The sequence below is a fragment of the Enterobacter sp. Tr-810 genome, from assembly GCF_011752765.1.
GTDB lineage: Bacteria > Pseudomonadota > Gammaproteobacteria > Enterobacterales > Enterobacteriaceae > Enterobacter > Enterobacter soli.
In genome coordinates, this window is sequence record NZ_VWWW01000003.1 from 219,482 (window position 1) to 232,816 (window position 13,335).

Annotated in this window: 14 protein-coding genes; 6 read left to right on the plus strand and 8 right to left on the minus strand. The window is 53.6% G+C overall.

From position 1 onward, the window contains the following. The first annotated feature begins 37 nt into the window (after window positions 1-37). Window positions 38-448 (plus strand): Cu(I)-responsive transcriptional regulator, encoded by a 411-nt coding sequence (gene cueR, locus F3J30_RS11135; RefSeq protein WP_166717279.1) that lies wholly within the window; start codon window positions 38-40, stop codon window positions 446-448. Here the strand turns inward: cueR and F3J30_RS11140 are convergent. The 5 genes from F3J30_RS11140 to F3J30_RS11160 all read right to left on the minus strand — a co-directional run bounded on the left by F3J30_RS11140 (window position 445) and on the right by F3J30_RS11160 (window position 4,670). Further along, window positions 445-897, minus strand: coding sequence for an NfeD family protein (locus F3J30_RS11140; protein ID WP_014069178.1), 453 nt, complete (start codon window positions 895-897; stop codon window positions 445-447). The two genes, cueR and F3J30_RS11140, sit on opposite strands and share 4 nt — an antisense overlap. Next, the gene (locus tag F3J30_RS11145) at window positions 894-1,808 is read right to left on the minus strand and encodes an SPFH domain-containing protein (protein WP_014069179.1); all 915 of its coding nucleotides are present in this window, start codon (window positions 1,806-1,808) and stop codon (window positions 894-896) included. Before F3J30_RS11145 ends, F3J30_RS11140 begins: the two co-directional genes overlap by 4 nt. A 151-nt stretch (window positions 1,809-1,959) precedes the next feature. Next, the gene (locus tag F3J30_RS11150; protein WP_166717280.1) at window positions 1,960-2,814 is read right to left on the minus strand and encodes a hypothetical protein; all 855 of its coding nucleotides are present in this window, start codon (window positions 2,812-2,814) and stop codon (window positions 1,960-1,962) included. A 311-nt stretch (window positions 2,815-3,125) separates the two neighbouring features. Next, window positions 3,126-3,272, minus strand: coding sequence for a hypothetical protein (locus tag F3J30_RS11155; protein ID WP_166717281.1), 147 nt, complete (start codon window positions 3,270-3,272; stop codon window positions 3,126-3,128). A 75-nt stretch (window positions 3,273-3,347) separates the two neighbouring features. Next, complete coding sequence (locus tag F3J30_RS11160; protein ID WP_166717282.1) at window positions 3,348-4,670, minus strand: hypothetical protein; 1,323 nt, start codon at window positions 4,668-4,670, stop codon at window positions 3,348-3,350. 419 nt (window positions 4,671-5,089) lie between these two features. On the opposite strand from F3J30_RS11160, the gene fetA reads away from it, so the two are divergent. After that, window positions 5,090-5,761, plus strand: a complete 672-nt coding sequence (gene fetA / locus F3J30_RS11165) for an iron ABC transporter ATP-binding protein FetA (RefSeq protein WP_166717283.1) — start codon at window positions 5,090-5,092, stop codon at window positions 5,759-5,761. Then, complete coding sequence (fetB, locus tag F3J30_RS11170) at window positions 5,754-6,536, plus strand: iron export ABC transporter permease subunit FetB (protein ID WP_014069183.1); 783 nt, start codon at window positions 5,754-5,756, stop codon at window positions 6,534-6,536. Before fetA ends, fetB begins: the two co-directional genes overlap by 8 nt. A 49-nt stretch (window positions 6,537-6,585) precedes the next feature. Here fetB and F3J30_RS11175 read toward each other — a convergent pair whose 3' ends face one another. Genes F3J30_RS11175 through tesA form a run of 3 tightly spaced genes read right to left on the minus strand, consistent with a single transcriptional unit; the run spans window position 6,586 to window position 8,922 of the window. Beyond that, complete coding sequence (locus F3J30_RS11175) at window positions 6,586-7,440, minus strand: co-chaperone YbbN (RefSeq protein ID WP_166717284.1); 855 nt, start codon at window positions 7,438-7,440, stop codon at window positions 6,586-6,588. Between the two features lie 59 nt (window positions 7,441-7,499). Beyond that, window positions 7,500-8,309 carry an SDR family oxidoreductase gene (locus F3J30_RS11180; protein WP_211053220.1) on the minus strand — a complete coding sequence of 270 codons (810 nt, stop codon included), beginning with the start codon at window positions 8,307-8,309 and terminating at the stop codon, window positions 7,500-7,502. Then, entirely contained in the window at window positions 8,290-8,922 is a 633-nt protein-coding gene (tesA, locus tag F3J30_RS11185; RefSeq protein ID WP_166717286.1) for a multifunctional acyl-CoA thioesterase I/protease I/lysophospholipase L1, read from the minus strand. The genes F3J30_RS11180 and tesA overlap by 20 nt, the downstream gene beginning before the upstream one ends. Between tesA and ybbA the strand changes: the two genes are divergently transcribed. From ybbA to F3J30_RS11200, 3 genes are all read left to right on the plus strand, one after another. Beyond that, window positions 8,893-9,579 carry a putative ABC transporter ATP-binding protein YbbA gene (gene ybbA, locus F3J30_RS11190; RefSeq protein ID WP_014069187.1) on the plus strand — a complete coding sequence of 229 codons (687 nt, stop codon included), beginning with the start codon at window positions 8,893-8,895 and terminating at the stop codon, window positions 9,577-9,579. The genes tesA and ybbA overlap by 30 nt on opposite strands. Further along, window positions 9,576-11,990: a putative ABC transporter permease subunit YbbP gene (gene ybbP, locus F3J30_RS11195; protein ID WP_166717287.1), complete on the plus strand. Its 2,415-nt coding sequence runs from the start codon at window positions 9,576-9,578 to the stop codon at window positions 11,988-11,990. Before ybbA ends, ybbP begins: the two co-directional genes overlap by 4 nt. A gap of 182 nt (window positions 11,991-12,172) precedes the next feature. Next, window positions 12,173-13,318, plus strand: coding sequence for a porin (locus tag F3J30_RS11200; RefSeq protein WP_014069189.1), 1,146 nt, complete (start codon window positions 12,173-12,175; stop codon window positions 13,316-13,318). Window positions 13,319-13,335 lie beyond the last annotated feature (17 nt).

Genomic DNA, 13,335 nt, shown 5'->3' on the forward strand with positions numbered 1-13,335 from the left:
TTAAACCTTCCATCAAGGGGAAGGTCAAGGGGGAAATGTGAATATCAGTGATGTTGCGAAAAAAACCGGATTGACCAGCAAAGCGATTCGTTTTTATGAAGAGAAAGGGCTGGTTACACCGCCACTGCGCAGCGAAAACGGCTACCGCAGTTATACGCAACGGCATCTTGATGAGCTGACGTTACTGCGTCAGGCAAGGCAGGTGGGTTTTAACCTGGAAGAGTGCGGCGAGCTGGTGAACCTGTTCAACGATCCGAAACGTCACAGCGCAGACGTCAAAAAACGTACTCTGGAGAAGGTCGCTGAAATTGAGCGCCATATCATTGAGCTACAGGCGATGCGGGAACAACTGCTGGGGCTGGCAGCTTCCTGTCCGGGGGATGACAGCGCCGATTGTCCGATTATTGATAATCTTACCGGCTGCTGCCATCGCAAGGCCAATGCTTAACAGGCTTTCACGCGCAGGGTAATACCTTCCACCGCAATGACCTCAACCCGCGTTCCAGCGCTGAGGTCATCATCTGCCACCACCGGCCACGAGCTATCACCCACGCGCATGTGTCCGCGGCCATTCACCAGCGTGGTGTCCAGCGTAAAACGCTTGCCGACAATCTGCTGCCCGCGCTGATTCAGATGGGCATCCACCGGTTTCTGCGCCTTCACTCGCGTGCTCAGCCAGCGCCACCACAGCCAGGCCGCAACCAGCGTCAGCACGGCAAACAGCGCACCCTGCCATGCCCAGTCCAGCGGGATAAGCCAGACCAGCAACCCGGTGATCACGGCTGCGATACCGCTCCAGAGCAGGTAACCGTTGCCGCCAAGCATCTCGGCTGCCAGCAATAAGCCACCAAGACTTAGCCAGAAGGCATGAGGATGTGCAACGATAAGCTCAATCATTTCTTACGCTCGTTTCCGCTATCCTTAATGAGCTCGGCAATCCCGGCAATTGAGCCCATCAGGCTGCTGGCATCCAGCGGCATCATCACCACTTTGCTGTTATTCGCAGAGCCAATCTCTTTCAGCGCATCGGTATATTTTTGCGCCACGAAGTAGTTAACAGCCTGGATATCACCGGCAGCAATAGCTTCGGACACCATCTGGGTTGCGCGGGCTTCCGCTTCTGCGGAACGTTCACGCGCCTCAGCCTGAAGAAACGCAGACTGGCGATCGCCTTCCGCTTTCAGGATCTGCGATTGTTTTTCCCCTTCTGCTTTCAGGATCTCTGCCTGACGTACACCTTCGGCCTCAAGGATATAGGCACGCTTGGTACGTTCGGCCTTCATCTGGGCGTTCATCGATGCGATCAGTTCCGCTGGTGGGCGCACGTCACGGATTTCAATACGGGTGACTTTAATTCCCCACGGATTTGTCGCCTCATCCACAATGTGCAGCAGACGTGTATTAATGCTGTCGCGCTGGGAGAGCATTTCGTCCAGCTCCATCGAACCGAGCACGGTACGGATGTTGGTCATCGTCAGGTTAACAATCGCCAGTTCGAGATTGCTGACTTCATACGCCGCTTTAGGCGCATCAATCACCTGAATAAAGCAGACCGCATCAATGGTGACGTTAGCGTTATCTTTGGAGATGATTTCCTGAGAGGGAATATCCAGCACCTGCTCCATCATGTTGATCTTACGACCGATTCTGTCCATGAAAGGCACGATAAGGCTTAAACCAGGCTGCAACGTATTGGTGTAACGACCAAAGCGTTCAACGGTCCACTGATACCCCTGCGGGACAATTTTGACACCCGCACCGACGATAACCAGTGCAACGAAAATAAGGACAGGAATAACGATGAGCATAAAACCTCCTGTTTTGAATGCTGTGATGAGAAGAATTGTGTGTTTGTTATTCGTAAGTATATCGGCTATTGGCCAGAAATTCGCCCCTGTAAAGAGGTGGGAAGTGGATGATAGCTAATAAAAAGCCCTGCCAGATGGCAGGGCCAGAGGATCAGGCTACCGGGTGGGTGTAAGAAAAGTCAGCGATAAACTGCTCGCCCGCATCGGCGATGGCTTTGGATAAACCCTGGTAGTAATTTTCCAGCCCAATGGCTTCAATTTGCTGGATATGCTCGCGGACGGGGGCGCAGAAAAGTACTGCGTTACCCGCCTCAACACGTTTGTTGTTTGGGGGAAGATCGCCTGCGATCGCTTTAAACCATGTTCTGATCCCCTGTTTTAAGCTGTGTGGGGCTTTCGACAGGTTTTCGATACCGGTCAGCACTTGCAGGGTAGGGAACTCATCGGCAAAAACGGCCGTTTTCATGCGTTCGAAGAACTGATTGAAAAGCTCAAATGAGCCCAGATCGGTGACACGAGGCTTGGTGGTTTTACCGTTTTTGTTACCGAGCTTGCTGGCTTCTGGCGTGGCTGCCGGAACTGCGTTGACCTTGTGCAGATCCAGGCCGAACAGCAGGTTACAGTGCGCGCGGCGCTCTTTAAGCGGGTAGGACATCAGCACATCGATAAACTGGGTGGCTTTTACATCCGCAAGATCGTGGTTGATGAGCCACTGTGAACGCGCGAATTCAGCCGGAGTGACAAACCAGTCTGGCACTTCATCGTAACGTTTTGATTTGCCCTTACCGTCAAACTCAATAAAGTGCGCGCCATCATCAAAGGCGAATTTGCAGTTTTTGAAACTCCCGATCGTGGTATTAACGATGAGCGCCTTTTTGACGAAATCAACAACCTCTGCACCGATGACAAAACTTGTGAGTTCCGAAGAATTGATGACTTCCATTAATGTTTCTACAGTAGGAACACCAGGCTTCAGGGAAGAGAACTCATAAAAGATATGTGTCATGCTGCATACTTCCTATAGTGATAAGCGTGCCAATTTGTCCGCCAAAAAGTGTAACACCACTCTATGTCTGAGGCTATTAGCTCTGCGTGCGGGAACTCTGGCGAGATCACAAATGGAAGATATACGTTACTTTTTAATGTCAACATGTCAAACAGGATTGACATATTAAAGACTCATTTTTTTAAGAATCGTGTCTTTTTCTCATCTGAGTAGATGAATACATTAAATACACTTAACTAAGTCTGTGCTTAGATAAAAAAAGCCGCCAGAGCGGCGGCTTTATTACGATACGTTTATGTGCGGCGTGAGGGTTATTTCAGGTAGCCGACGAACCCTTCGCCCTGCTTTAGTAGCGCAACTTTGCCGCTCTTACAGACAACAATGTTGTAAAGACCCTGACGATAGCTTTTCGCTGAAGCGTTGTTTTTATCCAGCGCGGTAAGCATCTTCAATTTCATCCTGACACCTTAATTAATAAGAAAAAGTTAACAGGTCGTGTTTATGACGACCCGAGCATGGCATGGTGAGGGAAATCAGAAATCGCCAGAAATACCGGCACCTGCCATCCAGCCGCTGTCGAAGGATGTTGACGCCTGCATGTTTACCGCGACATGGCTGGTCAGCCCTTTCTGAAGACCGCCTGCCAGTGCTGCTCCGTCGCCGTTTGCCGTGCCGGTGGAAAGTGCCCATGCATTGTCGGAGTGATAGTGCAGGCTGGACATGGCTGCCGCGTTGTTCAGGCCACGCTTCAGATCGTCGCGGGTGTCCTCAATATCTTTCGCGTTATGATCGATTTTCTCACTGTTTTGAGAAATCGCGTCCGAGTTGTTGCTCACTTTGCTGCGTGTGGCCTGATCAATGTAGTAGGTATTTACATGCTGAACCGTTGTGACCGTATTTGTGCCACTCGTCGGGGTAACCGGGACTTTGGTGGACGGCTTCAGGCTGGTTACCGGAATAACAGTCCCATTTGTGGTCGGAGTAATGACCGGCGGCGCGATCAGGGTAGCCTGCTTTTTGGCGATATCCTGGCGGTAAAGTGTCGGGTTCACGGTTGGTACGGTCTGCGTGACAGGCGTTGGCACCTTCATTGGCTTAGGCGTCAATTGAGTCGGCAGCACTGGGGTTTTCTGTGGTACAGACTGGGCGATCCGCGTTGGCACCTTCATTGGCTGCGGGGTCAGCTGGTTTGGCAGCACCGGTGTTTTCTGTGGCACGGACTGTGTAATCTGCGTCGGCACCTTCATTGGTTGCGGTGCGAGCTGAGTCGTCAGCACCGGTGTTTTCTGTGGCACGGACTGTACGATCGGCGTTGGTACCTCGATTGGCTGCGGTGTGAGCTGAATTGGCAGCACCGGTGTTTTCTGCGGCACGGACTGTGTAATCTGCGTCGGCACCTTCATTGGCTGCGGGGTCAGCTGGTTCGGCAGCACCGGTGTTTTCTGCGGCACGGACTGTACGATCGGTGTCGGTACGTTCATTGGCTGCGGTGTCAACTGGGGAAGTAATTTTTGTGGTGCCGCTGTGCGAAGTGCAAACTGCGCGGCATCAACCTGAAGCCTGCCTAATCGGGCATCCTGGCGTGTCTGAGCCACTCGCTTGAGTGCCGCATCGTATGCTTGTGACGCATCTATGGCTTGTGTCGAGTTTGGGCCGTGCATAACGAGCGCATTCCCCTTCGCAAGATTGGCAAGATGCTCGTTATACATCGCCGTGCTATACGATTTATTCGCAAGGTGGGAGAATTGCTGCGCGCCCTGAAGGTTTGCGAGTGCTTGTTCAGGGGTTATTGCATATGTCGCTGGCACAATGCACAGAGCAACAGCAGAGGCCAACAATTTAACGGTGGTTTTCATCTTTTATTTCCTGACGGTAGTACCGGGAGTTAATTTAAGTCAGTTAATTTTTATGACTTTTGAATTGAGTTCTTTCGCTTATTGCAGGCATTATGTTTATGTTTTATAGACTTTTTGATGTCTTTTATTTGGCTGATTCTAGAGTGTGTAAAAGTGTGAAATTTTGACTTCAATCATTAAAAAGTGTTTGCTAAGTTAATATTTAATCACTTTAACTCTGCATTTAGTCTTGTGGTTTCAGATGAAGTGCGCGGTTTTTTTGATCGAAAAATCGTTTAAACCTGCTCTTTACGAGGTTTTTTGGCGGGGAATGGGAAAAAAGAGGCGTTTCTGAAGCGGCTTTTTTGTGTCAGTAGGTCATTCGAATGTATACATTAAGTCTTTTTAAAGTCTTAATGTATACAATCACTGGAAACAATATGAACGACAAAAACGTGATTTTGCATATCAAGGATGTCGGGTATCGTGCCGGAGAGAACACCATTCTTCAGCATGTCGATTTTTGCCTTTCTCCTGGTGAATTCAAACTGATAACAGGTCCGTCAGGCTGTGGCAAAAGTACACTGCTGAAGATTGTTGCGTCCTTACTCAGCCCAACCGAGGGGACAATTCTGTTTGAAGGAAAGGACATCGCTTCACTGTCGCCCGAAAGCTATCGGCAGAAGGTGTCATACAGCGTGCAAACACCTTCGCTGTTTGGCGACACGGTTTACGACAACCTGATCTTTCCGTGGCAGATCCGCGGGAAATCACCAGAACCCCAAAAACTGATTGCCGACCTCGCCCGCTTCGGATTGCCGCAAGAGACTCTGACAAAATCGATAACGGAGCTGTCTGGCGGGGAAAGGCAGCGCGTATCCCTGATCCGTAATTTGCAGTTTTTACCGAAGGTACTACTGCTGGATGAGATAACCAGCGCGCTCGATGAGAGCAACAAGCGCAATGTTAACGACATCATCCATCGGTATACCCGCGAGCAGAACATCGCTGTGCTGTGGGTTACGCACGATGCAAACGAAATTACCCATGCGGATGATGTCATCAGGCTTCAGCCGCAGGGCGGGAAAATGCAGGAGGCAAACCGTGGGTGAGCATAATATAACCAACGAATCGCTGGCGCTCTCTCTGGTGTTGGTGCTGGTGGCGATTGTCGTCAGCTACCGTGAAAAACTGGGGCTGGAAAAAGACATTCTGTGGAGTATCTGCCGGGCGGTCGTTCAGCTCATTATTGTTGGCTATGTGCTGAAGTACATTTTCAACGTCAACAACGCGGTACTGACTCTGCTGATGGTGCTCTTTATCTGCTTCAACGCGGCGTGGAATGCGCAGAAGCGGAGCAAATACATCGATAAGGCGTTTGTTTCGTCGTTTATCGCGATCACGACCGGCACCGCGTTAACGCTGGCGGTGCTGGTGTTGTCAGGCTCGATTGAGTTTACGCCTATGCAGGTTATCCCCATTTCAGGGATGATTGCGGGAAATGCCATGGTGGCCGTGGGGCTATGCTACAACAACCTGGGGCAGCGCTTTAGCAGCGAACAGCAGCAGTTACAGGAAAAACTAAGCCTGGGTGCGACACCGAAAGTGGCCTCGGCACGCCTGATCCGCGAGAGTATTCGTTCGTCTCTGATCCCAACGGTCGATTCCGCAAAAACGGTCGGGCTGGTGAGTTTGCCCGGGATGATGTCAGGGCTGATTTTTGCCGGGATCGACCCGGTAAAAGCGATCAAATATCAGATTATGGTGACGTTCATGCTGCTGTCTACCGCGAGCTTGTCGACCATTATCGCCTGTTATCTGACGTATCGTAAATTCTACAACTCACGCCATCAGCTGGTGGTGACGCAGTTGAAAAAAGCGAAATAAGGGCGGGTATTGTAGGCCCGGTAAGCGTAGCGCCACCGGGCTTTTTTTCTTAGTAGAGCAGCGCGTAAAGCTGGCGGCGATACTTCGATGCCAGTGCATCACCCGTGCCCAGCGCGGCAAGGATCTCCTGGAACATCTTACGCGCCTGGCCATCCGCGGCGGCCAAATCTTTTTGCAGATGGCTGAACAGCAGTTCCAGCGCCTCTTCGTTACGCCCCACCTGATGCAGCTGCAACGCCAGCTGGCTTGCCAGCGCAGCATCGCCCGGATTACTGGCAACCTGCTGCTGGAGCTGCTGAATTTCAGGAGTATCCGCCGCCTGTTTCAGCAGTTCAATCTGCGCGACCAGACCCTGATAGCGCGTATCCTGATCCTGAAGCGGGACCGTTTTCAGCACCGCTTCCGCATCTTCTGAGCGGTGCAGGGCAATCTGCGTTTCTGCCAGCAGCAGGCCAATCTGGCTATTCTGATTCGACAGCTGCCAGGCGTCTTTCAACAGTGGCAGGGCTTCGTCGTACTTGCCTTCCTGCATCAGCGCGACGGCTTCCTGAGCTTTCAGCTCTTCTTCACGCGGCAACACTTTATCCAGCAGCGCACGAATAACCTCTTCAGGCTGCGGCCCCTGGAAACCATCGACAGGCTGACCGTTCTGGAACAGATAGACCGTAGGGATTGAGCGCAGGCCAAACTGAGAAGCCACCATCGGCTCGGCGTCGCAATCCAGCTTCGCCAGAATAAACTGACCATTGTATTGCGCGGCCAGGCTTTCCAGTACCGGCGTCAGTTGCAGACAGTGTTGGCTGCGTTCAGACCAGAAGTAGAACAGCACCGGTTTGGTCATCGACTGTTCGAGTGTCTGATGCAGGTTAGCTTCAGTAATGTTTACGATATTCTGTGCGGACATACGTCATTCTCTGTTTATCAGTTTGTTCTTACATGGGGGGCAAGCCGCGTTGCTTCAACTCAACCGTGTAAAATTTTGTCCATCATCCGGCCAGGAAGCAGGCGTTTTAACCAGCCGACGGCATGGGTGACCAGCGTCACCGGATAGCGCATTTTGGGGCGATCGCTTTCGAAAGCATGGCGCACTTTGGCGACAACCGCTTCCGGGCCCAGCGTAAAACGTGCGGCAATACCGGGATTTTCGACCGGTTTGTCTGACTGCGTCTGGTTAACGTTGTCGGTAAAGCGGGTACGAATCGGGCCGGGTTCAATCAGGCTCACCTTAATCCCGCTGTGACGCAGCTCCATACGTAATGCGTCAGACCAGGCTTCCAGCGCATACTTACTGGCGGCATAGGCACCGCGGCCGGGGGTAGAAATCAGCCCCATCACGGAAGAGGTCATCACGATACGCCCTTCACCGTGTGGCAGCATAGCGGGGAGCAGACGCATGGTGAGCTGATGCACGCCAAAGAAGTTAGCCGAAAACTGCTGCTCCAGCTGTTCACGGGAGATGGTGGGGAGTGGGCCGTAAACACCGTATCCTGCATTGTTGAAAAGACCGAACAGGCGATTGTTGGTCAGGGCAATGACCTCATCGGCCGCGTGCTCAATACTTTCCGGTGAATCCAGATCCAGCAATACGCCGGTAAAACCCATGCCCTTCATGCGTTCGACATCTTCGGGTTTACGGCAGGCTGCCAGAACCCAAAATCCCTGACGTTTTAATTCGAGGGCACTTTCAAGACCAATACCGCTGGAACATCCTGTTATTAAGACCGATTTTTGCATAACTTTACCTGTCAGGATCTCAGCTGTGTGACGAGTCATGTTTAACTAAAGGGGCCAGTCGTGTTGCCATCCAGTCGGCAATAAACGGCTGAGCATCGCGATTGGGGTGGATACCGTCGTCCTGCATCCATTGGGGTTTCAGATAGACCTCTTCCATGAAAAATGGCAGCAGCGGAATATCAAACTCTTTGGCAAGCTTCGGGTAGATCGCGCTAAAGGCCTCATTATACCGACGACCGTAGTTGGCGGGCAGACGAATTTGCATGAGCAACGGTTTTGCATTCGCGGCCTTTATGTCCTGCAAAATAGTGCGCAGCGTTTGTTCCGTCTGCTGTGGCTGGAAGCCGCGCAATCCGTCATTACCGCCAAGCTCCACCAGCACCCAACGTGGCTGATGTTGTTTGAGAAGGGCAGGCAGACGCGCCAGCCCCTGTTGTGAAGTATCGCCGCTGATGCTGCCATTAATGACCGGTGTTTTTGTCTGCCATTTGTCATTAAGCAGCGCAGGCCACGCTGCGTTAGCGGCCATGCGATAGCCGGCGCTCAGGCTGTCACCCAGTACCAGCAACGTATCTGCCGCTGCCGCGCGGAAGGTCAACAGAATCAAAAACAGGAAGGGCAAATGCCAGCGGAAAACATTGTTGAAGTTCATCGTCTTAAGAAGTCCGTCGGTCAGGGTGAACACGAGCTGTCCATCCTCACCGGAGTTGAACTTGTTGTCAAACGCGCCGAAACCCTGGCGCTGATCGGTGAGTCGGGTTCCGGGAAATCGACGCTACTGGCTATTTTAGCTGGGCTGGATGATGGCAGCAGTGGCGAGGTTAACCTGGTTGGCCAGCCGCTGCACGCGCTTGATGAAGAAGCCCGCGCCGCACTGCGTGCCAGACATGTCGGCTTTGTCTTTCAGTCCTTCATGTTAATTCCCACCCTGAATGCGCTGGAAAACGTAGAGCTTCCTGGCCTGTTACGCGGTGAAAATACCCGCGAGAGCCGTGACCATGCCAAAGCACTGCTGGAACAGCTGGGGCTTGGGAAACGCCTTGACCATCTCCCGGCTCAGCTTTCCGGCGGCGAGCAGCAGCGCGTGGCGCTGGCTCGCGCATTTAATGGCCGCCCGGAAGTGCTCTTTGCTGATGAACCAACCGGTAACCTCGACCGCCAGACCGGGGATAAAATTGCCGATCTGCTGTTTTCACTCAACCGCGAACATGGCACAACGCTGATTCTGGTCACGCACGATCCGCAGCTTGCCGCCCGTTGCGATCGCCGGTTGCGGTTGGTCAACGGCGAACTTCAGGAGGAAGCATGATATCCCGCTGGTTCTGGCGAGAATGGCGCTCGCCATCGCTGCTGATTGTCTGGCTGGCCTTAAGCCTGGCGGTGGCCTGCGTACTGGCGCTTGGCAGCGTCAGCGATCGCATGGAAAAAGGCTTAAGCCAGCAAAGCCGCGAATTTATGGCCGGCGATCGGGCATTACAAAGCTCACGAGACGTGCCGCCCGCCTGGATTGAAGAAGCCCGTAAGCTGGGGCTGAAAGTGAGCGAGCAGCTCAGCTTCCAGACCATGACGTTTGCCGGGGACACGCCGCAGCTGGCGAGCGTTAAAGCCGTCGATGATATTTATCCGATGTACGGTGAGCTGCAAACCAATCCGGCGGGGTTAAAACCTGCGCCTGGCACGGTATTGTTAGCCCCGCGACTGATGGCGTTGCTGAACCTGAAAACAGGCGACAGTATTGATGTCGGCGATGCCACCCTGAAAATTGCCGGGGAAGTGGTGCAGGAGCCTGATTCGGGGTTTAACCCGTTCCAGCTTGCCCCACGGTTATTAATGAACACCGCTGATGTGGCAAAAACCAACGCAGTTCAGCCGGGGAGCCGTGTCACCTGGCGCTACAAGTTTGGCGGCACGCCCGCCCAGCTGGACGCATACGAAAAATGGCTCTTGCCGCAGTTAAAACCGGAACACCGCTGGTACGGGCTGGAGCAGGACGAAGGCGCGCTTGGCAAATCGCTTGAGCGTTCACAGCAGTTCCTGTTGCTCTCTGCGCTGCTCACGCTGCTGCTGGCCGTGGCGGCAGTGGCGGTGGCGATGGGGCACTACTGCCGCAGCCGCTATGACCTGGTCGCTATCCTCAAAACTCTTGGGGCGGGAAGGGCGCAATTGCGTAAGCTGATTGTCGGCCAGTGGTTAATGGTACTTGCACTGTCAGCGGTTACCGGCGGCGTAATGGGAGTACTGTTTGAACACGTGCTGATGATGCTGCTTAAACCGGTGCTGCCTGCCGCACTGCCTCCTGCAAGCTTCTGGCCATGGCTCTGGGCCGTGGGTGCGATGGTGGTGATTTCCTTGCTGGTGGGGCTGCGCCCATACCGGCTGCTGCTGGCCACACAGCCACTGCGCGTGCTGCGTCGTGATGTCGTGGCCAACGTCTGGCCGTTGAAATATTACCTTCCTGCGATTGTGGTGGTCGTGGTGGGGCTGCTTGCCTGGCTGATGGGAGGCAGTACCTTGCTCTGGGCCGTGCTGGCGGGAGCAGTAGTGCTGGCGGTACTGTGTGGCGTGCTGGGCTGGATGCTGCTTAACGTACTGAAAGGGTTAACGATAAAATCGCTGTCCGTGCGTCTGGCGGTAAACCGTCTGCTGCGTCAGCCGTGGACAACGCTGAGCCAGCTCTCTGCATTTTCGCTGTCGTTTATGCTGCTGGCGCTCTTACTGGTGCTGCGCGGCGATCTGCTGGACAGATGGCAGCGGCAGCTCCCGCCTGAAAGCCCGAACTATTTCCTGATCAACATCGCACCTGAGCAGGTCACGCCGATGAAGGCGTTCCTCTCTGAGCATCATATTGTGCCTGAATCCTTCTACCCGATTGTTCGCGCGCGCCTGACGCAAATCAATGGCAAGGTGACGGAGGGCAATCAGGATGAGGCGCTTAACCGTGAACTGAACCTGACCTGGCAGGACAAACGCCCGGATCATAACCCGATCACCGCCGGAACCTGGCCGCCAAAAGCCGGGGAAGTGTCGATGGAAGAGGGGCTGGCGAAACGCCTGAACATCGGGCTGGGAGATAAGGTCACCTTTACCGGTGACACGCAGGACTTCAGCGCTACGGTCACCAGCCTGCGCAAGGTTGACTGGGAAAGCCTGCGGCCGAATTTCTTCTTTATCTTCCCCGCGGGCGCACTGGACGGGCAACCGCAGAGCTGGCTGACCAGTTTCCGCTGGGAGAACGGCAACGGTATGCTGACCCAGCTGAACCGTGAGTTCCCGACTGTGAGCCTGCTGGATATTGGCGCGATCCTGAAACAAGTGGGACAAGTGCTGGAGCAAGTGAGCCGCGCCCTTGAAGTGATGGTGGTGCTGGTGACGCTCTGCGGTGTGCTGTTGTTGCTGGCTCAGGTGCAGGTCGGGATGCGCCAGCGCCATCAGGAACTGGTGGTGTATCGTACGCTGGGGGCCGGGAAACGTCTGCTGCGCACTACCCTGTGGTGCGAGTTTGCCCTGCTGGGACTGGTGGCGGGCCTGGTGGCTGCTATTGGCGCTGAAACGGCGCTGGCGGTGCTCCAGACCCGGGTCTTTGACTTCCCGTGGGAGCCAGACTGGCGGTTGTGGATCACGCTGCCTGTTTGCGGTGCGGTGCTGTTGTCGCTGTGCGGCGGCTGGCTCGGTACGCGGCTGTTAAAAGGCAAAGCGCTGTTCCGTCAGTTTGTCAGTTAGTTGAGTTCCGTGATGATTACGTACCGGTTTATATGCTGGTACGTAATCATTTAGTAGCACAAATCGATAATACCCATCATTTTAGTAGCACAAATCATTAAAAACCCGCCCACACAGCCCTATATTTTCCAGTTAATATTCACCTGCTAAATATTTAGCAGCGTGTCTATCAAGGAAAAATAATGACTATAAAAAAAACAGCGCTGGCGGCAACGATCGGCGCGGCAGTGGCATTGACGTCTTTCGCAACTCAGGCGGAAATCACTGTTCTGAAACAAGATCCACAGGCGGGCGATCCGCTGAGCCGTCTTAACTTCACCGTTGGCGGCAGTATCCGTCCTCAGTTCAACATGATGACTGGCGACGGCGATAAAGGTTCCTACAAACGTAATGGCTTCGACGGCGGCACCCGTTTCCGTTTCGCAGCAGATTACTATCTGTTTGATGACATCAGCTGGGTAAGCTACTACGAGCTGGGTGTGAACATTCCTGCGCTGTTCGACTGGGACAACCACTACGCAGAAGGTGCAAACAACACCTCTCGCCGTATGCTGTACACCGGTCTGAAGAGCAACACCTGGGGTACGCTGACCTTCGGTCAACAGAACAGCGTTTACTATGATGTGGTTGGCGCGAAAACCGATATCTGGGACTACGACATGATCGGCCAGGCACCAGGTAACGGTATCAACGGCGACTACGACGGTTCTTATCGTTCACGCAAGATGCTGAAATATAAGAAAACCGTGGGCGATGCTGATATCTATGCATCTTACCTGTTCGAAGACGGTGAATACCTGCCAGGCAACGGCCTGCGTTACAAACGTAAAGGCGGCGGCTCACTGGGTCTGGATTATCACCTGACCAAAGATCTGAGCTGGGGTACGGCGTGGAACTACACTCGCGCGGAAATGCGTAACCCGGAAAACAGCGACAGCAAAACCTACGATCAGAACATCCTGGGTACGGCGCTGAGCTGGACGCCTGACAACTGGACCTTCTCCGCGGGCGGCGGCTGGTACCAGAACTTCATGACCACCAAAAAAGTATCAACCAACAATTACTTTGCCGGTGACGCATGGGGTATCGAGTACTTCGCGGGCTACAAATTCCCAATCGGTCAGTATGCGGTTAAATCCATCCAGCCTTACTTCATGGGCGATCGCATCGAATACGTGAATGGTCGTAACTACCAGCGTATCGACAACGGCGTGGGTATCAGCTTCCAGCTGGATTACGGTTTCCGTGTTGACTACGAACACGTGTTCACCTCCAGCACCGACGATCTGGGCGATATGAACCTGGTGCGTCTGCGTTACGACTTCTAAGTCGTCTGTTTCCCCGG